Here is a 19,840-nt window from a genome sequence, read left to right as displayed (position 1 = left end):
TTGCCAATTCAGCGGGATCGCTGGAGCTTATGCTTTCCCGCCGCCACGTTCGCCGCTGATCGAAGCGGCATTTTCATGTTCGGAATTAGCGCGGACGTCTTGAGGATTGCTTACCTGCAGGACCGCACCTGCGTCCGATCCATCTTGGCTAGGCAGGCCTTGCTGAGCGGTCAAGAGTGGGAGCATCAGCGCGAGATGTTCGCCCTCGTGAGTTAGTCCGCCTTTGGCGGCGCGCGCCTCGGCCCGGGCTAGGCGGAAGGTGAAGCCCGCGCCAAACAGACCCGCGTTGAGCACGGTGTTGGCGGGCCTAACTTGAGCAGCGAACAAATCGTCTTCGGAAATGAGCTGAGCTGGCAATTCGCAAATCAGCCGGACCAGGCGATCATCGCGGCGCAATTGGCAAGTGATCATCTCACCAGAGGCGCACGCCCCGCCTAGCGTCGCCAACACGCGCCAAATGAGCGCCTCGGTTTCGATGGCGTCCATCGCGACCATAATCGGCGGGCCTTCAGGTTGGACAAACTCAATGCCTGCCATCCGTGGCCCGAGCACCTGCGCCAATTGCTGAGCGGTTTTGGCGATCACTGCGCCTAGATCGGTTTCGCCTGAAATCAATTCAGCAGCGCCAGTTTCCAGCTTGGCCAGCCGGTCGAGCTCTTCGAATCCGGCCAGAATGCGCGCGGCGTCGGCAGCGACCGCCGCGGCCAAAGCGCGATATTCATGCGGGGCAGGGCCGAACAATTGCTGTTGGATAACTTCGGCATAGCCCTGAACGGCGGTGACCGGTGTGCGCAGCTCATGTAGCAATTGGCGAATACGGTCGCCTTCGCTGCCGCCCTGGCCGGGCATGCTGGCGGCTTTCGCAGGGCGGCGGCACCGGCCAACATAGCCGGTAAAATTGCCTTCGTCGGCAAAGTTCGGCTGCGCATCGACGATCCAGTCGCCCGCGATCGCTTCTGCACCTGCGATGGCCAAGGGTGCGTGCGCAATTGGCTGTCTACGGTCAAAGGCGCGTTCAATCAAAGTTTGCGCGGCGGGATTCGTAAAGGCTTGAGCCGGGACCAGCCGCTTACCAATCACCATCGGTGCGGCCTCCGGCTCGGCCCATTCGATCCGGCCGTTTGCGTCTGTGGCAAAGCCGAACCCGCGCACTTCACGCTCAGATTGACGCGGCTGCTCTTCCAGCGGCAGGCGCGGGGCGCTGTCGATGGACTGCGCGCCGCTTTCACGGTCGCGCTTGAACTGTGCAATTCGCTCCACCAGAGCCGAGATTTCGCTGCGATTGGGATCGACCTCTGGGCCGCCCAATGGGTTCGCCGCCATGCTTGGGGGGGCTGTCAGTCCGAACGGGTCATAGGACGCTCTGTCAGTTTGAGGTCTCTGAATGTCCTGTGCGACAGGCTGCTCTGGCTCTGGCTCTGGCTCTGGCTCTGGCTTTGGCTCAGGCGCGTGCGCTTCCTGAGGCTCGACTTTAGCTATCTGCTCCTCGGAGGGGCTTTCCTCCACTTCCTCGTCCGCTGGCAATTCATCGCTCAGCTCAAACGGCTCATTGGCTGGAGACAGAGGATAGTCTGCTGGCTTGTTGCGCAGCGGCATGATCGTTGCTGGAGCGCTCGACCCCATCAATGACGCGTAGGGTACGTCTGCAGGTGGATCAATCGGCTCAGCAGGGGTTTCACACGAGGCTGGCGGCCTCTCCAATCCCTCCGCATCGTCGTACCCGTTCGGATGAGGCAGCCCGCGGTCATGCACGCCCAATTGATCAAGCAAGCGTTCCGCATCGACCGGCAAATCATCTCTACGGCGCAAAAACCCACGCGCTCGTACTGGAAGCCTTGGGATCAGCGCAGTCCAATCCTCATCGCTCAATTCTGCGCGATGCAGCGCGGCGGCCGCCACTTCAGGTTCGAAGTCGGCCAGATGAGCGGCTAGATCTGCGCTGCGAAAACGCCAACCGCGCTCGCGAATCGCCGATGCTCTTGCGTGTGCCGGAATTTTCTCAGCTAGCGCATCCATACGCAGCCAGGAAGCCGCCACTAGGCTCTGCCGGCGGCCATCAAGGATGCCAAACTTACGGTTGCCAAGGATGTCGAGTAGCTGGCGAAATTGCGTGCGAGCGCCCACGTCGGTGTCTGCGCTTTGGCGCAGCACAGTCGCAAGGCGGTCGTCAAAAAACATATCTGCTCCGATACACACACACGGCCATCAGGCGCTAGTGGGGCCGAAAGTTTCATACCAAGCCTTTCTAACATTCACACATGGCTTTCAGACGCGTTGCAAAGCGGGACAATTGCTGGCAAACATAATAATATTAGCTTTGCACCTCGGTCTGAGGGTAAATACTTGCTAGCTCTTGTTCTCCTAGGAACATTGCTAGTCATAAATGAAGGCCAAATGGGAGCGTACGCCGCATGGCGAATTTGGATGAAATCGATAAGCGCCTGCTTTCTGAATTGCAGGCGGAAGGGCGCGTAACCAATGTAGAGCTCGCACAGCGCGTAGGCTTGACCGCGCCGCCGTGCCTGCGCCGAGTGCGCGGTTTGGAGGAAGATGGCGTAATTCGCGGCTATCACGCGGATCTCGACCCGTCGAAGCTAGGCTTTGCGATCACTGTCTTCGCCATGGTTAGCCTGAAGAGTCAGGCCGAGATCGAGCCTTCGTGAATTTGAAGACGCCATGCGCGATCTGCCAGAAGTGCGCGAGGTGCACATGCTGAACGGCGAGATCGATTTCATTTTGAAGATCGTCAGCAATGACCTGCAGAGTTTTCAGGAGTTTTTGACCAGCAAGCTGACGCCGGCGCCCAATGTCGACAGCGTGAAGACCTCGCTGACGATCCGCACCGCGAAATATTCGCCGGGAGTGCCTCTCTAACACTGCAAAGCCGGAAATCAGCCCATGAGCGAAATGTTCGAAGACAGCCCCGGCGGTGACAAGGTCGCCAGCTTAGACAACCCGCTAACGGGGAAATGCCTATGCGGCGCAGTGTCGATCACCTTGAATAGCATGCGGTGCGAAGTGGATGTGTGTCACTGCGAAATGTGCCGGCGGACCTATGGCAGCTTTGGCTCCATGGTCGCCGGAGCTGATTTTGTAATTTCAGGTGAAGCCAGCGTTGGAACCTACAAATCGAGCGAGTGGGCAGAGCGTAGCTTTTGCAGCAAGTGCGGCAGCGCGCTCTGGTATCGCTTTCTGCCGACGAATTTCTATAGCTTTGCTGCTGGCCACTTCGACCTGCCAGACGGATTGCCTATCAAGCAGCAAATTTTTGTTGATGAGAAGCCGGATTGGTATGATCTGACGCAGGACAGCCCGATGAAAACTGGGCCGGAAATCATTGCAGAGGCTCAGGCTGCAGGGATAAAGTTTGATTAGGACTAGGTTTTAGAGGTCCTTACTTTTCGCGGTCCCAATAATGCTCGCCATTGATAAAGACATTGTCATAGCCGCGCCCACCCTTGTTTGAGCTGGCGGCGATAAATCCGTGATAGACCCGTCCATCATCACCCTTAATCGTGATGGTATGACCGTTGAGGTAATAGCGCCCGGAAACGGCGATTTTGCGGTTTCCTCCGCCCGCGTTGGCGCCGCCCGCGCGGGCAGAGAAGGCATTGAACTTGCCTATCTCGATCCGCCCATCTTTGGTCATGCGTAAGGTGCCGCCCGAAATTGTCGAGGTCGATCCGCCAAGATTGCTGGATGAAGCGGATATCCGGCCAAATGAGACGGAAATGGTTTCGCCTGGACTAAACTTCCGCGCAGGCTTGCCTTTGCTGGAACCGCGTTTCACTTCGCAGCGCTTCATGCGGCCAGCCGAAGACGGGGTTGGCGTTTGGGTCAGCGGGTTCCATTTGGCACAGGTCGTCGAATAGCCATTGCTAAAGGACATTTCCGGCGTTGCTTCGTTAACCATAACAGCAGGGAAGCCGACCCATTTTTGCTTTAGGATGATGCGAGCGGACGCAGGCCTGCTTGGCGCGGGTATCTTCGCATTTTCAGCGGCCAAGGATTGGCTGTTTCTGGAGGCGGACGGTCCGCTTCTTTGATCGCGCGCTGGGTTTGTTAACGCAGTTCTCGTCGATGCGGCGCGATACGATGCCATCTGTGGATCGGTGCGGCAGACATCTTCGCCAAATTTGGCGGCGCGCTGGATAGCAGGCGCGGTTTTGCGCGATAGGACAGCGCGCAGCTCCATCAGCCTTACGGTTCCACCCTTGCCTGGGCAGGCATAGAGCACTGAAAGCTCGTCTCGGCCGTCCACTTTGACCGAACGAGTGAGGACATGGCTGTCTGCGATGGCAGGATCGGCTTGCAGATTTTGAGTAGCGACATAGGTGACACCGCGCGGTGTGATGCGTTCTTGCGATTTCAGCCAGTCCCGCGTGTTCTTACCGTTGGTGCTCTGCCAAGGTCCAACCTCGACAATCACACTATCATGGCTGAGAATTCGTTTGCCGCCCTGTTGAGTATCAGACCAGCCGGGCGGGGCAGCGACATCTTGCGCACCAGCGGTGGTTATGGGCAGCCCAGCGAAAGCTACACTCAATATCGGCAGAAGCGGCAGCGCAGTTCTTCGCATTCTATGCTCTCCCGGTCGGAGATGCAGCACGCACCCTAATACGACCCTGTGACTGGGCTAAGCCAGTGAGAATGAACAATAGATGAGTTGCCGCGCAGGGCCAAATGCGCACCAAGTCGAGGGCGTTGTCGCCCGCTCAGCTTGTCTTGCGGCTCGCGACAAGAGCAGCGATGATCAAAGCTAGGCCGACCCCGATCATCCCGCCGCCGACTTGACCTGAACGTTTGAACGCCTCTGGCTCAACCCGCACATCAGAGACGAGCGGCGCCCAATAGGGCAGCGAGAATACGGCCAAACCGAAGATCAGAAGCAGCATTCCCGGCAAATAGCGTATCATGCCTTCTTACCAATCTGAGTGCGCCTGCGAACTTAGCTGCCGCGTTCTTCAAGCCAGTTTTCGAGCCATTTGATCGAGTAATCGCCGGACAGCACATCGTTTTGCCTGAGCAATTCCTGGTGCAGCGGAATGTTGGTCTTCGGACCCTCAACCACCATTTCCTCAAGCGCACGGCGCAGGCGCATGATGCAGCCCTCGCGGTTTCGGCCGTACACGATGAGCTTGGCAATCATGCTGTCGTAATAGGGCGGGATTTTATAGCCTGCGTAAAGCCCGCTATCGACCCGGACATGCATGCCGCCAGCCGGGTGATAATAGGTCACCTGGCCAGGCGAGGGCGCGAAGGTGAAAGGATCCTCTGCATTGATCCGGCATTCGATCGCGTGGCCGTTAAACTCCAGCTCTTCCTGCTTCACGGACAAAGGCTTACCGGCTGCGATGCGGATTTGCTCTCGTACGAGATCAACGCCGGTGATGGCTTCCGTGACGGGATGCTCCACTTGAAGTCGGGTGTTCATTTCAATGAAGTAGAACTCGCCGTCTTCCCACAGGAATTCGATTGTGCCCGCTCCGCGATAGCTCATATCGCGCATCGCCTTTGAGCAAACCTCGCCCATGTGCATGCGCTCTTCGTGGCTGGTCACCGGTGAAGGGGCCTCCTCCAGCACCTTTTGGTGGCGGCGTTGCAGCGAGCAATCGCGCTCTCCCAAATGGATCGCATTGCCATTGCCGTCGCCGAACACCTGAAATTCGATGTGGCGCGGATTGCCCAGATATTTCTCAATATAGACGGTAGCATCGCCAAACGCGGCCTTCGCCTCGCTGCCGGCCTGTTGCATCAGAGTTTCGAGCTCGTCTTCGCTCTCGCAGACTTTCATGCCGCGGCCGCCGCCGCCCGATGCGGCTTTGATGATCACCGGATAGCCGATTTCGGCGGCGATTTTCTTGCCTTCTTCCGGGTCGGACACCGCTCCGTCAGAGCCAGGGACCAGCGGCAAGCCGAGCTCGCCAGCAGTTTTCTTTGCCTGAACCTTATCGCCCATTGTGACGATGTGTTCAGGCTTTGGCCCGATCCATTTGATGTCATGCGCCTCGACGATCTCAGCGAACTTGGCGTTCTCAGACAAGAAGCCATAGCCGGGGTGGATCGCATCGCATTGCGCCACTTCAGCGGCGGAGATGATCGCTGCAACATTGAGATAGCTGTCGGTTGCAGATGGCGGGCCGATGCAGACCGCATGGTCAGCAAGGCGCACGTGCATTGCATCAGCGTCAGCAGTGGAGTGCACCGCCACTGTCTCAATGCCCATTTCGTGGGCCGCGCGGTGGATGCGCAGAGCGATTTCGCCGCGATTGGCGATCAGGATGCGGGTAATGGCCATAGCCTGTTGTCCTCGCGCGCTTTACGCTATCACTACCAGCGGCTGGTCAAATTCGACCGGCTGCGCGTTTTCGACCAGGATAGCTTTGATCGTGCCCGACTTATCAGCGGGGATCGGGTTCATCACCTTCATCGCCTCGATAATCAGCAAGGTGTCGCCTTCTTTGACGGAGGCACCGACTTTGATGAAATCGTCTGCGCCTGGTTCCGGCGCGAGATAGACCGTACCGACCATCGGCGACAGCATTGCATTTTCGCTCTCGTCTGCGGGAGCCTCTGTGGCACTTGGCGCTGCGGCTGGTGCAGCGGCGGCAGGGGCAGGGGCTGGAGCAGCCGCAACCGGCGCGCTGATCGCGGCAGGCGCAAAGCCGCCGCGTGCAACGCGGATCTTGCGGTCGTCTTCTTCGACTTCGATTTCGGTTAAGCCGGTTTCGTTCAGCAGCTCTGCGAGCTCACGAACGAGTTTGGTGTCAACATCCATGCCGGATTTGCGTCCGCCATTTGTTTTGCTGGTCGCCATGGGGGCCCCTTATTGTGTCTGCTGCGGTCATTTGCGGGATCGCAAACTGGGGTGCAGCGTGATTGTGAGGGTGATTATTCCCGCAAATTGCGGCTGGCAAGTGGCATGGGCAGGTTTTGCCGCTCCTGACGGCTAAGCATGCTCAGTAGGGCGTTTAGATTTAGCGCTGTTGGTAGCGGGTTCAGGTCTTACAAACTGCGCGTCGGCTCATTTGCCTGTCGCTCAAACGTCGCCGTTGATGACCGCCTCTAGCGCAATTGTATAGCTCGCCGCTCCATGCCCCTCGATGGTTTTCGCCGCTGCCATCCCGACATAGGAAAGGTGACGAAAGTCCTCTCGCGTTTTTGGATCAGAGAGGTGTACTTCGATAACTGGCGTGGTTATTGAGCGGATGGCATCGAGCACTGCGATAGAGGTATGCGTGTAGGCGGCTGCATTGAGCAAGACGGCCCGCGCGCCTTCAGCCTGCGCTTCATGGAGCCAATCGACCAGCATTCCTTCGTAATTGGTCTGGCGCATCTCAATCGAGAGGCCGTGCTCACGCGCCTTGTCCTCAAGCATGCCTGCAATATCGTCGAGCGTATCGGAGCCATAAATCTCAGGCTCGCGCAGGCCGAGCAGATTGAGATTGGGACCGTTGAGGACGTAGACGGTGCCGGACGGCGCTGCAGCAGTATCTGTCATGAAGCCCGCTTAGCGCGGGGTCATCGGCAAGCTCAAGTCCGCATCGGCTGTTGAGGCTGAAAAACTACTGATCGACGCCTTTCACTTTGCCCCATTGGCGAGCGGCCGTGTAGCCGAGGTAGCCAGTTCCAAACAGGGCGTACAACGGCTCAGGTAAGCCGTTGAGATAGGCATTCATGCCCGCCGCTATGTTTGTGGCTGCGCTAGGGTTGAAGGCGGCGAGCACGCCCATCGGCAATGCCCACAATATCATGGCATACATTACATAGAGGAAGCTGGGGCGCGCTCGGCTCGTCCAGGGATCGCCTGACTTTGCCTCAGCGATGATCGCGGAGATTTGCGTTTCGATCAGCCGCATCTCTTGAGTGCCCTCTAACTTCAAGAGTTCAAGCTTGGCCGTGGCTCGTGCTTCCTTGTCAGGAATGATCTTGTCGATGATTGATGTGATCGGACCGATCAGCGTTTCCAAAATGGCCATTAGCGCAGCTCCTTACCATGAGTCGCACGTTAAATAACCAAATTGGTTCTGGTAGGAAAAATATATTTCCTAATTCGCTATTCGCCTGCTTCCGCCAATATCCGCTGAGCGAGCGCCAAATGCGGCCGGTCAAGCATATTGCCATTAAGTGCGAGGGTGCCTGCGCCAGGATTATTGGCGAATAACTCGACCACTGAACGGGCGTGGGCGAGCTCGTCTTCGCTGGGTGTGAAGGCGCTGTTTATAGGCTCGATCTGAGCAGGATGAATCGCGAGCATTCCGCGAAAGCCCTGCCGTCTGACGTTCAAGGCTCGCGTCCGCAGCGCATCAAGGTCGCGGAATTCCGGCTGAACGGTTTCAATTGGCGCGACCTGCGCCTTCACCGCGCCGAGCAAGCAAAGGCTCCGAGCCATTTCGTAGATGTGGGAGTATTCGCCGTCCGGGCCGCGCTGTTCTTGCGCGCCGAGCTCTGATGAGAGGTCTTCTGCGCCCCAACTCATTGCCACCAGCCGCGGCGCTCCGTCATAGGTGCCGGTCGTGAACATGGCGGCGGCTGTTTCGGTGACCAGAGCAGCGACCCGCGTCGAGCCATGCTCTAAACCTGCCTTTTCCTCGCGCTCGCTCAGCATTGCGTCCAAGGTCGCAACGTCGTGTCCGCCCTCCGCCTTCGGCAGGAAGATGCCGCCCGGCTCGGATGGCATAATGGCATCAAGATCGCGCTCTGTCTCGTCGCCTGAGAGTGGGTTTACGCGCACCCAAATGCGCGCTTTGTCTTCGCTGCTCGCGATCATATCGCGCACCAATTCTCGCGCAGCAGGCTTGTTTTCTGGGGCGACCGAATCTTCTAGATCAAGCAAAACGATGTCCGCTGCGCTATCGGCGGCTTTGGTCATCTTTTTCTCGCTGTCGCCGGGAGCAAACAGCCAGGAACGCATTCGCAGTGTCATTGATCTATCCCCTTTACCTGGGCGTGGTTAGGGCGAGCAGTGAAGCTGCGCAAGCACGCGCGCGTCGGCGCACGCTTTCGCTAGAAAGAGCCCTCGATATCGATCGAGAAGATGGTGCCAAAACGGCGGCGGCGCTCTTCGCGAAATTCTACGATACCAGCCGCACGGTCGACAAAGATCGTGCGATCGAGATCGTTGCGCCGGTCGAGCAGATTGGCAATCCGTCCGCGCACTGTCAGTCCAAAGACGTCTTTGTTCTCGACGAACACTCGCAGGAACCCTGGGCTTTCGGTGCGATCTGCGATCTCATCCAAACGAACGGTAGCTCTATTGTCGTCAGCAAAGAAAGCTGCGCCGAGCGCCCAAGCCGACCCGGTAAAATCTTGGCGCAGCTCGGCTTCAAATTCTAGGTAGCGTTGGTCGGAAATCTCTCGCGGAGTGCTCAGCAGAGGATCAAGCACTTCGCTATTGGAATATTCGATTTCGGTATCAAGCCTTAGACCTTTGATGCCGATTGGGTCGAACAGTAGTGTAAGCTCGCCGGATAGGCCATAGATTGAGGCGCTATCGATATTTCCCGGAGCCTGTCCGCCACCTTCAATCGGGATGAGGTCAACAATGTCGCTAATGTCTTCGTAAAAGCCGCGCAGGTTGAGCGAGCCCAAATCGCCAAAACTCTGGCTGGCCTCCACCTCGAATAGCCAGCTCTGCGGCGGTACCAGATTGGAATTGGTTACGTTGGTGCGGTCTTGATCGAGATTGGTCGTGGCGATGAAATCGAAGAAGCTCAGCTGGCCGACCTGGCGTTCGACCCTACCTGATAGATCAAGGCTGGAATTGGCATTCCAGTCGAGCGCGATAAACCCTTTTGGACGTTGGAAGCTGCGTGTTTGCCCCAAGGCACCCGACTGGCGAATCTTGGAATACTCGCCGCCAACCGAGACCTGCAATTGAACGCTGGGAGAGAGAGCGCGGCTATAGGTTAGGCTGGTTTCAGCGCGGTCTTCCTCAACCCGAGCGGTTGCTCCCTCAAATTCGACCGGTTGGAGAACGCCGCTGTCGTCTCGCTCTTCAAAGGTAGAATTGATGTCCAGGAAGTTGCGTACGCCTTCCAACGCAAATTGGAAATCTCCGCCTAGGCCCGCAAAACTGTACTCAGAGCGGAGGATAGTCTCGCCTTCGTCCGCATCGCGGGTGAAAACAGAGCCCTCGGGCGGGGAGCCATCGGCAAAAGTTGTCAGCACTGCAGAGCGAGTTGGACTGTCTTCGTAGCGGGTGAAGCCAATCAGTTTGAGCTGCCCCCTGCCAAGGGCAAAGCTGTAATCTGCGGTCAGTTCATAATTGAATTCGTCTTCGCTTGCTGTGAACTCACGAAGCCGGTCGCTGACAGAAATTGTGCCGGAGCGCTCGGAAATCTCGCGCTGGTTAAACAACAAACCGCCAACTTGCCCGGTAAGATTCAAGACGTTGCTATTGACGGCAATGCGAGCAAAAGAACCAGATAGAGTGATACGATCTGAGTTGAAGTTCGAGCCTTCCCGCCTCGTATCGATTAGATTGTCTGCGCCATCGAAGACGCGCTCAATTCCGGCATCACCGCGCCGACCAGCGTCATTTTCAAGAGCGAGGGTCCATTCCGTCCTTTCACCGCCCCCGGCCAGCGAGACCTGGCCATCGCCCCAGCGAAAGGGGACGCCCGAGGAACGCCATTCTGCTGAATAACGGAACTGGCCCGTGATGCGGCCTGTACTTTGGGTGATTACGTTCAGAACTTGGCCTGACAATCCGCCGATATCGAGGCTGGCGCCGTCAACCAGCTCCAACCGCACGACATCTTCGACCGGGATGCGTTGGAGAGCATCGACCGGGCCGTTCGACTTGCCAGATATGCGGCGTCCATTGATCAAAACGTTGGTGTCCGCTTGTCCAAGCCCGCGATCATTGCCGCCTTCGCGGATGGTGAAACCGGGAACCTGTTGCGCCATGTCCAGCGCATTGCGAGGGGCGAAACGTTCAAAATCTGCTAGTGTGAAGGTGGCTCGGGCGTCAGGGTCGGCACCAGTATCAACAGCATTCTCGGAGGCGGAAGACTGTGAAGGCCCGGGCGTTGCGACTGGCTCAGCCGCGTTTTGGGCTGCAGCTGGCGTAGCGCAAATAACGCTCGCAGCGCCGCACAAAAGAGTAAATCTAGAGCCCATAGGGTGCATCAAGCGTGCCTTTCCAACGCAAGTTCCGAAAAGGCCCATGAATGGAAATTTCAGATTGGAAAGCGGAATCGTCAAAAATTCGACGAACGTTCCACTGGTCGGGACGACTGGATTCGAACCAGCGACCCCCACACCCCCAGTGTGATGCGCTACCAGACTGCGCTACGTCCCGGAACCAGTGGAAGGCTGCGCTATAGGGCGAGGCCATGGGCCATGCAAGCGCGCATATTGGGCAGTGAAAATTGTGCGCACATTGGGCACATTGAATGGCCTTCGATTGCGAGGCCCTTGCATTGCTGCTAGGCGCGCCCACTTGACCCATGAAGGCGGAGAGAATGCAGGGCGATGGCGCTGCGAATTTCCACCTTCATGATTGCGATTTTGTATTTTTGACGGGCTAATTCGACATGCTTGATATTCTTGCTGCTGCTGGCGCTGGGGATGCGCCTCCGGGATGGCTGCAATGGCTGCCAATCCTTGGCATGATCCTGATCTTCTGGTTCCTGATTATCCGCCCGCAAATGAAGCGGCAAAAGGAGCATCAGCAAAAGGTCGAAGGCCTGAAAAAGGGCGACCAAGTGGTCACTGCAGGCGGCCTTATCGGCAAGGTGCTCAAGGTGACCGACGACAATGTCGAGCTTGAACTGGCCAAGGATGTTCGCGTGAAAGCTGTGAAGCACACCATTGGTGATGTGATCCAGCCAGGCGGAAAGCCAGCCAACGATTGATCTTGGGCCGCCGGGCCAACCCCTCGCATTACCATTCATTGTCACGCGGATTAGAACGAAACCAAAATGCTCGATTTTCCGACATGGAAGAAGTTCTGGCTCTGGGGCCTGACATTTGTCGCAGTGCTGGCGGCCATGCCGTCGCTGTTTGCCGCCGCCAATGTGGAATGGCCAGAGGCGCTGCCAAACCCTCAGGTCAATCTCGGTTTGGATTTGGCTGGCGGTAGCCACATTCTGCTAGAGGCAGACCCAGCCGAGGTCGCGGCGCAGCGGCTTGAGAATATGGAAGAGACCGTTCGCGGCGAAATGCGCCGGGCGGAACCGCGCATTCGGATCGGGGATATTTCTACTTCGGGCGGCGAGCTGTCGTTCATGCTCGACACGCCAGCCGACATTGATCGTGCGCGCGGCCTGCTAGAGCCGGTTATGATGGGCACCAATCTGGTGCGCGAATGGGATCTAAGGGTGGTCGATGGCCAGCGGATGGTCCTCACCCCGACCGAAGATGGGATTGAACAAGCCGTTACCGATGCGATGGACAGCGCGACCGAGGTGGTCCGCAAACGTATCGATGGACTGGGCACACGCGAGCCGACGATTATTCGCCAAGGCGACACGCGTATCGTTGTCCAAGTTCCGGGCCTTCAAGATCCCGACCAATTGAAAGAACTGCTTGGTAAGACCGCGAAGCTCGAATTCAAATTGGTAGATCTCAACGCTTTGCCAACAGATGTTCAGGCGGGCATTGTTCCTCCGGGTACACAGGCGTTTCCCTACTCAGATGAGACGCCGCAAGCAGGCCAAATGGTTGCCGTGCGGCGGTTGGGCGGTATCCGCGGAGACAGCCTGACAAACGCGCAGGCTGGCGTGAACCCGCAGAACAATGAGAACGTCGTCAACATTCAGTTTGACCAACAAGGCGCATCGAAGTTCTGCACCTTGAGCACCGAGAACGTCGATCGTCCATTCGCGATCATTCTCGATGAGAAAGTCATCTCGGCGCCGAATTTCAACGAGCCGATCTGTGGCGGCTCGGCTCAGATTTCTGGCACATTCACCGCTCAAAGCGCGGCAGACTTGGCGATTGCGCTGAATTCTGGCGCTCTACCAGTTGAGCTTGCTGTGATCGAAGAACGCACAGTTGGTCCAGATCTTGGCGCCGATTCAATTCGCAAAGGCATGCTCGCTATGCTAATTGGCTCGGTTGCGGTGATCGCATTGATGGTCGCGACCTATGGCCGCTTCGGCATTTATGCGACCATTGCTCTGGCGTTCAACGTGCTGATCATCCTCGGCTTGATGGCTGGTCTCAACACCACGTTGACCTTGCCGGGCATCGCTGGCTTCGTAATCACGGTCGGCGCGGCGGTGGACGCCAACGTTCTGATTAACGAGCGAATACGCGAGGAGCGGAAACGCGGAAGGCGCGTCGTCGCAGCGGTAGAGAACGGCTATAAAGAGGCCAGCCGCGCGATTTACGATGCCAACATCACCAACTTCATCGCCGGTGTCTTGCTGTTCCTGTTCGGCTCTGGTCCGGTGCGCGGCTTCGCCGTCGTGCTCGTGATCGGGCTGTTCACCAGCGTCTTCACCGCGCTTGTCCTAACCCGCATGTGGGTCGCCGGATGGCTGCGTAAAACGCGCCCCAGCGACATTAGCATTTAAAAGGGCGATTAGACATGAAACTGCTCAAACTCGTCCCTGAAAACACCAACATCAAGTTCCTGCGTTTGCGGGTGCCATTCTTCATTTTCAGCCTGCTGCTGATCGCGGCAAGCTGGGCATTGGTGTTGGTCAACGGCCTCAATTACGGCGTTGATTTCGCAGGTGGTCAGGAAATCCGCGCGACCTTCACGCAAACCGAAGAGGCTCCGATTGCGGAGCTGCGCGAGAGTGTGGGCGCATTGGAAAATGTCGGCTCGCCTGTGGTGCAAACCTTTGGTGCGCCCAACGAAGTTTCTATTCGGGTGAAGCTGCCGCCAGAGGCGGAAGGCAATCCCGAGTTCGCAGCCGAGATGACGACTGCAATCACGGACAGTCTCAAATCAGACTATTCCGATATTCGGATCGACGGCGTGGACTCGGTGTCCGGCAAGGTTTCCGGCGAGTTTCGTCAGGATGCCGTGCTGGCGCTGCTCGCTGCCATGCTTGCAGTTGCGCTCTATATCTGGGTCCGGTTTGAATGGCAGTTTGGCGTCGGCGCGCTGTTCGCCTTGTTCCACGATGTCTCGGTGACCCTGGGCATGTTCGCCCTGTTCCAGCTCGAGTTTAGCCTCCAGATTATTGCCGCGATTTTGGCGATTATTGGGTACTCGTTGAACGATACGATTGTGGTCTACGACCGCATTCGTGAGAACCTGAAGAAGTATCGCAAGATGCCTCTGCCAGAGTTGCTCGATCTCTCGGTCAATGAGACTCTGGCACGGACGGTGATGACCTCGCTAACCCTTCTGGTCGCACTTGTTCCATTGCTGCTGATCGGTCCAGCAAGCCTGTTCGGCTTGGTCGCGGCGATCACCGCTGGTCTGTTTATCGGTACCTATTCCAGCGTCTACTTGGCTGCACCGGTTCTGATTTGGATGGGTGTTACCTCGAACAGCTTTGTGCCTCAAGAAACCAAGGAAGAGCGGCAGGAAAAGATCGCTCGCGGCGAAGCGTAAACGCGCTTCGATCGTTAGGGTTTGGTGCCCGCTAGCTTGGCATAGTGCTCGGCTAGCTGCGCCCCATTGGTTGTCCAGTTGAAACGCTCTGCCATCGTGGCAACCTGCTGCCTGTCGGCGGGTTTCGCCATTAGGGATTGGACCGCGTCCACCACGCCTTCCGGCGTGCGCTCAATCAAATAACCCGCCACATCGCTGGTAATAATTTCGCGTGCGCCGCCGACGTCGCAAGTGATCACCCGGGTCCCGCAGGCGAGCGCTTCGACCCATGCATTGGCGAGGCCTTCGCTGCGTGTGGGCAGGACCATCGCATTGGAGGCTGAAAGGACGATTGGCAGCAGGTCATGGTCGATTGAGCCTGCAAAATGCACGCGGTCCGCCACGCCCAGATCGCTTGCTAGGCTGCGCAAATGCCGTTCATCCTCACCCTTGCCGATCAGGATTAGGCGCGCCTCAGGCAGAGAGGGCAGAGCACCAATCGCGATGTCTTGACCCTTGCGCTCAACTAGAGCGCCAATGCAGCTAAGCAGTGGCACTTTCTCGGGCAGATCAAAGCCGAGTTCCTGCGCCAGTTTTGCCCTAAGGCCAGTGTGATCAAGCGGGCGAAACCGGTCACGGTCGAGCCCGGTGTAATGCAGGCGGATCTTGCTGCGCTTCATGCCCAAGGCGACCATGTCTTCGCGCAGCGCCTCACTGACCGAGAGGATGCCATCGGCGCGCTCTGCGGCTTCAAGAATTTGCTCACGGGCGAAGTCGCGCCCGCACCAATAGCTGATGTCGGCACCGCGCGCTTTGATCGACAGGGGCAATTGCATTTGCTCGGCAATCCAGGCTGCCGCTGGGCCATCTGGAAAGAAGAATTGCGCATCGATTACGTGGATAGGATCGAGTTCATGAATACGCTTGATCAGCGGTAGAGTGGCCTTCGCGATAGCGCTGGCATTGCGGCGCGCGCCCATCTTTGGAATCAAAGTGAAGCGGGGCCGATAGACCTCAATTCCGCCTTCGATCGAGTGTTCGGGCAGTTTAGCGAGCGCGCGGTAACGGCCCAGTGCAATCGGCGGAATGCCGAGCGGATTGATAACGCTGACGCGCCAGTCGCCGCGTTTGGCGAGCGCCTCTAGTGAGCGCGCAACGAAGGTGCCAAAGCGCGGGTTCGCCTCGTTTGGAAATAGGGTGGATATTGAGACGACATGTTTGGGCGCGGCGGTCATGGGCTCGCTCACAAGCGGCGCACCAGCATATCAGCCACCGCGATCCACGGCGGGTTATCGACCACCTGCTGTTTTTCACCAGCGCCAGGCGGAAGAATGCCCACCAGAGTGCCTCGGCGATCAATCAAGCGGCCAAAGGCGAAGCGCCCGCCAGGTCTGGGAACGAGGCAGTCGCGATTGATCGCGCTTCCCGCGTCCTCTGGCGATAGCTGCCGCAGCCAAAGCAAGTCACCAAGGCGAAACTCTCCAATGCTGGCGGAGACGCTTAGCACCATGCGCGCTGTGCCGCCTTCGCTGGAGGCGAGATCGGTCGGCAGTATGGCCTCACGCGGGCTTTCGAGAGCCTCCGCGCCAGCCACGGTGAGTTCAGCGACGATCTGCGCTTGCGGAGTTTCTTCGGAGCGAACCAGTGCCTCTGCATCCACCCCAAGGGCGCCAGCAATCCGTTCCATCCATTTGAGCGAGAGATTGCGCATCCCAGTCTCTAGCCGGCCAATGGTTTGCGCCGTGGTCGGCGGATCACAAGCCTCGGCCAATTCTGCCAGCGTTAGCCCCTTGCTTTTGCGAATGTCGCGAATGCGATTGATCATGCCTTGCCTATCAAATGAACCAAATTGGTAATTTTAGCTTTCCTACACGAACCAATGCATTGCAAGCCCTTTGACGAGATTACGCACAAGGAGGGATTTGATGAGAAGAGAATTGGTTGAGCGCGAATTGACGCGCGAAGGGCCGAGGCGGGAACAGTCGAGCAAAAGCACGGCGAAAGGAAAACGCCGCAGTGTGACGATGAATTTGGCGGAATCCCCGCTCAGTTGGCTGCATTCGCGCGGGCATATTTCGGACCGGCTGTACGATGCGGGTGAGCGACTGCGCGCCGATTATGAGCGCGCCCAGCTGCCCGCGAACCTCACCATGCGCTGGGATCCGGTGCGGATCAAAACCACCGGCGAGCAGGGTCTTTCTAGCGGGGAAAAGCAGATCGCGGCCAAGCGCCGTTTTGACGAAGCTTTGCAGCAGGCAGGCAAAGGTCTGGAGGACATCCTCTGGCGAGTTGTGTGCGCAGGCGAGGGTCTGCCAGTGGCGGAAAAGACCCTCGGTTGGCCCGCGCGCAGCGGCAAACTGGTCCTGAAACTCGCTCTGGATCGTATCGCAGACTATTATCGGATCAATTAGCGGTGGGCGCACAGGTCCCGTTGTTACCCGCTGTAAAAGAAGCGTTCTTCGGCAATCTTGCCACCTTTGACGGTGTAGACAGCGGTTTCCGATGATTGGGTGCGTTCGCCCATCATGGTCACGTCCATTGAGTAATTCACGGCAAATTGCTCTCCGACCACAAACGGACCGGACATATCAAAGCCATGCATTTCGGCATTTTCGTTCCACCACTTGTGCTTTTCGAGCAATTGGTCGCGGCCTTGCACATGTGACATGGGGCCATCGCCGGGTTCCATGCTTACAATGTCATCGGACCACATGGCTTGGTAGTCAGCCTCGCGATCCTCTTTCACCGCGTTGAAGAAATCTTGGGCAGTCTGTTCAATCGTCATCTCAGCTCTCCTAAGTGTTCTCGGGCTAGCAATAGCGGCTGATTATGTCAGCAACGCGTCCACTTGTTGGCGCAATTCCGGCAGCACTTCTTCTGCAAACCATGGGTTTTTGCGCATCCAAATTGCTGATCGCCAGGCGGGATGAGGCAGCGGAAAATAGGGAGCATAATCGGCAAAGCACCTGACACGCTCGGTCATGGAGAGCTTCTTTGTTTCAGGCAAATAATAGGCTTGAGCGTAAGCTCCGACGAGCAGAGTGAGGCGCTGTGTCGGCAGTACGCGCAGCACCCGGTCATGCCACCGAGGCGCGCATTCCTTGCGCGGCGGCTGATCCCCGCCAGATGCTTTGCCCGGATAGCAGAAACCCATCGGCATCAGCGCGATCTTGTCCGCGTCGTAAAAGTCGGATGTCTCAAGGCCCAGCCATCCGCGCAGGCGGTCCCCGCTGTCATCGTCCCACGGGACGCCGCTGGCGTGGACCTTTGTGCCCGGCGCCTGGCCGATGATCAGCACGCGGCTGTTTTCGGAGAATTGGACTACCGGGCGCGGGCCTAGCGGCAGGTGCTCCGCGCAGATTGTGCAGGCGGCGATTTCCTCGTGCAGTTCAGCCGCGCTCACTCCTCAGCCATTTCTGCCAGCATCAGCCAGCGTTCCTCTGCGTCATCTTTTTCTTTTCGGGCATTCTCAATACCCTTCGAGATGTTGGTGAAGCGCTGCGGATCTGTGTTGAAAAGATCGGGGTCTGAAAGAATGCTCTCACCCTTGGCGATGGCCGCCTCCAGCTCTTCGATGCGGGCTGGTAACAGCTCATAATCGCGCTGATCCTTAAAGCTTAGCTTGCCTGCTGGCTTTGTTTGATCAGGTTTTTTCGACGCGGGTGCAGCGGCTGGTTTGTTCTTCTTCGCACCCACGGCGACCGGCTTGCGGCGCTTGCGCTCCCAATCCTCATAACCGCCCGCGACCACATCGACGCTGCCTGATCCATCGAGGCCGAGTGTCACGGTCACTGTGCGGTCGAGGAAGTCGCGATCGTGGCTGACAATCAGCACGGTGCCATCGAAGTCGGCGATCACCTCTTGCAGCAGATCGAGCGTTTCCAGATCGAGGTCATTCGTCGGCTCATCAAGCACGAGCAGATTTGCGGTGCGAGCAAACTCACGCGCGAGCAGCAGGCGTGAACGTTCGCCACCGGAAAGATTGGCGACTTTGGTGTCGACAAGGCCAGGGTCAAACAGGAAATCTTTAAGATAGGCTTGAACGTGTTTGCGTGCGCCGCGCACGTCGATCCAATCGCCGCCTTCGGCCAGAATGTCGCGCACGCTCGCCTCTGGGCTTAGCAACTTGCGCTGCTGATCGATCATGACGCCACTCAGTGTGCGGGCCCGCTCAACGCTCCCGCTGTCTGGCTCTATCTCGCCAGTGAGCATTTTGAGCAGCGTCGTCTTGCCCGCACCATTCGCACCGACGATACCGATTCGGTCTCCGCGCTGAATGCGCAGCGAGAAGTTCTTAATAACGTCGCGCTCACCAAAGGATTTGGAGACCTTCTCCGCCACGATAACCGACTTCGATTTGAAATCGTCATCATTGGCGAGTTTCAACTTTGCCGAGTTGGTGTCGGAAATCATTGCCGCGCGCGCAGCCCGCATTTGGTGCAGTTTTTCCAGCCGGCCTTGATTACGTTTGCGCCTCGCAGTTACCCCGCGCTCAAGCCAATGCGCCTCAAGTTTCAGTTTCGCATCAAGCTTCTCAGCGGCGCGGGTTTCCTCGGCATAGACGCTTGCTTCCCACGCTTCATACCCGCCAAAGCCAACCTCTTTGCGGCGCAGGTTGCCGCGATCGAGCCAGAGGGTCGCCCGGGTCAGACGTTTTAGGAACGTCCGGTCGTGACTGATCGTGATGAAGGCGCCTTTGTAGCGGTTGAGCCAATCTTCGAGCCAGTCAATTGCGCCCAGATCAAGGTGGTTGGTTGGCTCATCAAGCAGCAGGATATCTGGGTCTTGAGCCAGAGCGCGGGCAATCGCAGCGCGGCGGCGTTCACCTCCGCTGGCGGTGTCAGCCGGTCGGTCCATGGCGATACCGAGCTGACCGGCGATGGATTCGACCTCATAGGCTTCTGGTGCATCATCACCAGACAATGCGAAGTCCATCAGGGTGGCGTAAGCGCTGAGGTCAGGGTCCTGCTCTAGGAACACCAGCCGCGCGCCGGGTTTGATCCGGCGCAGGCCGCGGTCAGCCTCAATCCGATCATCGATCAGTTTGAGTAGAGTGGTCTTACCAGCACCATTGCGCCCGATCAGCGCCAAGCGGTCACGCGGGGCGACATGCAAGTCGATCCCATCAGTGCCGGGGCCGCCAAACAGCCAGCGGCCACCTTGCTGAAGACCGAGCCCTTCCCAGGAGAGAATTGGTGGTTGTGCCATAACGAGCGGGCGGTAGGGGCTTGGCAAAGCTCGGGCAAGCGCCTTGCATACGATTACCTCGCCAATGCGTGTTGCAATTTCCTTGCCTGAACGCTGCGCAGCGGCTTTATTCACGGCGTGTTCAACGCGTGA

19 protein-coding genes, 1 tRNA gene and 1 pseudogene are annotated in these 19,840 nt (G+C 57.9%); 6 read left to right on the top strand and 15 right to left on the bottom strand.

What is annotated here, in order from left to right:
• Positions 1-27: 27 nt before the first annotated feature.
• Positions 28-2,178 carry a histidine kinase dimerization/phospho-acceptor domain-containing protein gene (locus tag AC0V6M_RS00475; RefSeq protein ID WP_486136906.1) on the bottom strand — a complete coding sequence of 717 codons (2,151 nt, stop codon included), beginning with the start codon at positions 2,176-2,178 and terminating at the stop codon, positions 28-30.
• Between the two features lie 233 nt (positions 2,179-2,411).
• Here AC0V6M_RS00475 and AC0V6M_RS00470 point away from each other — a divergent pair.
• Positions 2,412-2,874, top strand: a pseudogene (locus AC0V6M_RS00470) (Lrp/AsnC family transcriptional regulator).
• Between the two features lie 24 nt (positions 2,875-2,898).
• Entirely contained in the window at positions 2,899-3,375 is a 477-nt protein-coding gene (locus AC0V6M_RS00465; RefSeq protein WP_486136905.1) for a GFA family protein, read from the top strand.
• Between the two features lie 19 nt (positions 3,376-3,394).
• Here the strand turns inward: AC0V6M_RS00465 and AC0V6M_RS00460 are convergent, their stop codons facing one another.
• From AC0V6M_RS00460 to AC0V6M_RS00420, 9 genes are all read right to left on the bottom strand, one after another.
• Positions 3,395-4,579, bottom strand: a complete 1,185-nt coding sequence (locus tag AC0V6M_RS00460; protein ID WP_486136903.1) for a hypothetical protein — start codon at positions 4,577-4,579, stop codon at positions 3,395-3,397.
• Positions 4,580-4,715: 136 nt separating this feature from the next.
• A complete protein-coding gene (locus AC0V6M_RS00455) occupies positions 4,716-4,916 on the bottom strand; it encodes a hypothetical protein (RefSeq protein ID WP_486136902.1) in 201 nt (66 codons plus the stop codon).
• Positions 4,917-4,948: 32 nt separating this feature from the next.
• Complete coding sequence (accC, locus tag AC0V6M_RS00450) at positions 4,949-6,298, bottom strand: acetyl-CoA carboxylase biotin carboxylase subunit (RefSeq protein ID WP_486136901.1); 1,350 nt, start codon at positions 6,296-6,298, stop codon at positions 4,949-4,951.
• A 21-nt stretch (positions 6,299-6,319) separates the two neighbouring features.
• Positions 6,320-6,817, bottom strand: coding sequence for an acetyl-CoA carboxylase biotin carboxyl carrier protein (accB, locus tag AC0V6M_RS00445; protein WP_486136900.1), 498 nt, complete (start codon positions 6,815-6,817; stop codon positions 6,320-6,322).
• Positions 6,818-7,039: 222 nt separating this feature from the next.
• Complete coding sequence (locus AC0V6M_RS00440; RefSeq protein WP_486136899.1) at positions 7,040-7,501, bottom strand: type II 3-dehydroquinate dehydratase; 462 nt, start codon at positions 7,499-7,501, stop codon at positions 7,040-7,042.
• 64 nt (positions 7,502-7,565) lie between these two features.
• The gene (locus AC0V6M_RS00435) at positions 7,566-7,979 is read right to left on the bottom strand and encodes a holin family protein (protein WP_486136898.1); all 414 of its coding nucleotides are present in this window, start codon (positions 7,977-7,979) and stop codon (positions 7,566-7,568) included.
• Positions 7,980-8,056: 77 nt separating this feature from the next.
• Entirely contained in the window at positions 8,057-8,926 is an 870-nt protein-coding gene (locus AC0V6M_RS00430; RefSeq protein ID WP_486136897.1) for an HpcH/HpaI aldolase/citrate lyase family protein, read from the bottom strand.
• A gap of 80 nt (positions 8,927-9,006) precedes the next feature.
• Positions 9,007-11,124 carry a TonB-dependent receptor plug domain-containing protein gene (locus tag AC0V6M_RS00425; protein WP_486136896.1) on the bottom strand — a complete coding sequence of 706 codons (2,118 nt, stop codon included), beginning with the start codon at positions 11,122-11,124 and terminating at the stop codon, positions 9,007-9,009.
• 104 nt (positions 11,125-11,228) lie between these two features.
• A tRNA-Pro gene (locus tag AC0V6M_RS00420) sits at positions 11,229-11,305 on the bottom strand.
• 235 nt (positions 11,306-11,540) lie between these two features.
• Between AC0V6M_RS00420 and yajC the strand changes: the two genes are divergently transcribed.
• The 3 genes from yajC (at position 11,541) to secF (ending at position 14,521) form a co-directional block, all read left to right on the top strand.
• Positions 11,541-11,861 (top strand): preprotein translocase subunit YajC, encoded by a 321-nt coding sequence (gene yajC, locus AC0V6M_RS00415; protein ID WP_486136895.1) that lies wholly within the window; start codon positions 11,541-11,543, stop codon positions 11,859-11,861.
• A 66-nt stretch (positions 11,862-11,927) separates the two neighbouring features.
• Positions 11,928-13,526: a protein translocase subunit SecD gene (gene secD / locus AC0V6M_RS00410; protein WP_486136894.1), complete on the top strand. Its 1,599-nt coding sequence runs from the start codon at positions 11,928-11,930 to the stop codon at positions 13,524-13,526.
• Positions 13,527-13,540: 14 nt separating this feature from the next.
• Positions 13,541-14,521, top strand: a complete 981-nt coding sequence (gene secF / locus AC0V6M_RS00405; protein WP_486136893.1) for a protein translocase subunit SecF — start codon at positions 13,541-13,543, stop codon at positions 14,519-14,521.
• Positions 14,522-14,535: 14 nt separating this feature from the next.
• On the opposite strand, the gene AC0V6M_RS00400 is transcribed toward secF, so the two are convergent.
• Both AC0V6M_RS00400 and AC0V6M_RS00395 read right to left on the bottom strand, forming a co-directional pair.
• Entirely contained in the window at positions 14,536-15,735 is a 1,200-nt protein-coding gene (locus tag AC0V6M_RS00400; RefSeq protein WP_486136892.1) for a glycosyltransferase, read from the bottom strand.
• An 8-nt stretch (positions 15,736-15,743) separates the two neighbouring features.
• Positions 15,744-16,325: a helix-turn-helix domain-containing protein gene (locus AC0V6M_RS00395; RefSeq protein ID WP_486136891.1), complete on the bottom strand. Its 582-nt coding sequence runs from the start codon at positions 16,323-16,325 to the stop codon at positions 15,744-15,746.
• 100 nt (positions 16,326-16,425) lie between these two features.
• Here AC0V6M_RS00395 and AC0V6M_RS00390 point away from each other — a divergent pair, with 100 nt between their 5' ends.
• Positions 16,426-16,911 carry a DUF6456 domain-containing protein gene (locus tag AC0V6M_RS00390; RefSeq protein WP_486136890.1) on the top strand — a complete coding sequence of 162 codons (486 nt, stop codon included), beginning with the start codon at positions 16,426-16,428 and terminating at the stop codon, positions 16,909-16,911.
• Positions 16,912-16,934: 23 nt separating this feature from the next.
• Here the strand turns inward: AC0V6M_RS00390 and AC0V6M_RS00385 are convergent, their stop codons facing one another.
• The 3 genes from AC0V6M_RS00385 to AC0V6M_RS00375 are packed head-to-tail and all read right to left on the bottom strand — an operon-like array spanning position 16,935 to position 19,708.
• Positions 16,935-17,285 carry a SnoaL-like domain-containing protein gene (locus AC0V6M_RS00385; protein ID WP_486136889.1) on the bottom strand — a complete coding sequence of 117 codons (351 nt, stop codon included), beginning with the start codon at positions 17,283-17,285 and terminating at the stop codon, positions 16,935-16,937.
• A gap of 42 nt (positions 17,286-17,327) precedes the next feature.
• Entirely contained in the window at positions 17,328-17,903 is a 576-nt protein-coding gene (locus AC0V6M_RS00380; RefSeq protein ID WP_486136888.1) for a uracil-DNA glycosylase family protein, read from the bottom strand.
• Complete coding sequence (locus AC0V6M_RS00375; RefSeq protein ID WP_486139544.1) at positions 17,900-19,708, bottom strand: ABC-F family ATP-binding cassette domain-containing protein; 1,809 nt, start codon at positions 19,706-19,708, stop codon at positions 17,900-17,902. The genes AC0V6M_RS00380 and AC0V6M_RS00375 overlap by 4 nt, the downstream gene beginning before the upstream one ends.
• Between the last annotated feature and the right edge of the window lie 132 nt (positions 19,709-19,840).

This window comes from Erythrobacter sp. JB3-1 (assembly GCF_057364995.1).
This window is presented reverse-complemented; position numbering and strand designations above follow the sequence as displayed.

What these genes read in the sequence shown, in the direction of transcription:
- AC0V6M_RS00475 (WP_486136906.1), bottom strand. Translation starts at nt 2,178, where the DNA reads ATGTTTTTTGACGACCGCCTTGCGACTGTGCTGCGCCAAAGCGCAGAC.
- AC0V6M_RS00465 (WP_486136905.1), top strand. Translation starts at nt 2,899, where the DNA reads ATGAGCGAAATGTTCGAAGACAGCCCCGGCGGTGACAAGGTCGCCAGC.
- AC0V6M_RS00460 (WP_486136903.1), bottom strand. Translation starts at nt 4,579, where the DNA reads ATGCGAAGAACTGCGCTGCCGCTTCTGCCGATATTGAGTGTAGCTTTC.
- AC0V6M_RS00455 (WP_486136902.1), bottom strand. Translation starts at nt 4,916, where the DNA reads ATGATACGCTATTTGCCGGGAATGCTGCTTCTGATCTTCGGTTTGGCC.
- accC (WP_486136901.1), bottom strand. Translation starts at nt 6,298, where the DNA reads ATGGCCATTACCCGCATCCTGATCGCCAATCGCGGCGAAATCGCTCTG.
- accB (WP_486136900.1), bottom strand. Translation starts at nt 6,817, where the DNA reads ATGGCGACCAGCAAAACAAATGGCGGACGCAAATCCGGCATGGATGTT.
- AC0V6M_RS00440 (WP_486136899.1), bottom strand. Translation starts at nt 7,501, where the DNA reads ATGACAGATACTGCTGCAGCGCCGTCCGGCACCGTCTACGTCCTCAAC.
- AC0V6M_RS00435 (WP_486136898.1), bottom strand. Translation starts at nt 7,979, where the DNA reads ATGGCCATTTTGGAAACGCTGATCGGTCCGATCACATCAATCATCGAC.
- AC0V6M_RS00430 (WP_486136897.1), bottom strand. Translation starts at nt 8,926, where the DNA reads ATGACACTGCGAATGCGTTCCTGGCTGTTTGCTCCCGGCGACAGCGAG.
- AC0V6M_RS00425 (WP_486136896.1), bottom strand. Translation starts at nt 11,124, where the DNA reads ATGGGCTCTAGATTTACTCTTTTGTGCGGCGCTGCGAGCGTTATTTGC.
- yajC (WP_486136895.1), top strand. Translation starts at nt 11,541, where the DNA reads ATGCTTGATATTCTTGCTGCTGCTGGCGCTGGGGATGCGCCTCCGGGA.
- secD (WP_486136894.1), top strand. Translation starts at nt 11,928, where the DNA reads ATGCTCGATTTTCCGACATGGAAGAAGTTCTGGCTCTGGGGCCTGACA.
- secF (WP_486136893.1), top strand. Translation starts at nt 13,541, where the DNA reads ATGAAACTGCTCAAACTCGTCCCTGAAAACACCAACATCAAGTTCCTG.
- AC0V6M_RS00400 (WP_486136892.1), bottom strand. Translation starts at nt 15,735, where the DNA reads ATGACCGCCGCGCCCAAACATGTCGTCTCAATATCCACCCTATTTCCA.
- AC0V6M_RS00395 (WP_486136891.1), bottom strand. Translation starts at nt 16,325, where the DNA reads ATGATCAATCGCATTCGCGACATTCGCAAAAGCAAGGGGCTAACGCTG.
- AC0V6M_RS00390 (WP_486136890.1), top strand. Translation starts at nt 16,426, where the DNA reads ATGAGAAGAGAATTGGTTGAGCGCGAATTGACGCGCGAAGGGCCGAGG.
- AC0V6M_RS00385 (WP_486136889.1), bottom strand. Translation starts at nt 17,285, where the DNA reads ATGACGATTGAACAGACTGCCCAAGATTTCTTCAACGCGGTGAAAGAG.
- AC0V6M_RS00375 (WP_486139544.1), bottom strand. Translation starts at nt 19,708, where the DNA reads ATGGCACAACCACCAATTCTCTCCTGGGAAGGGCTCGGTCTTCAGCAA.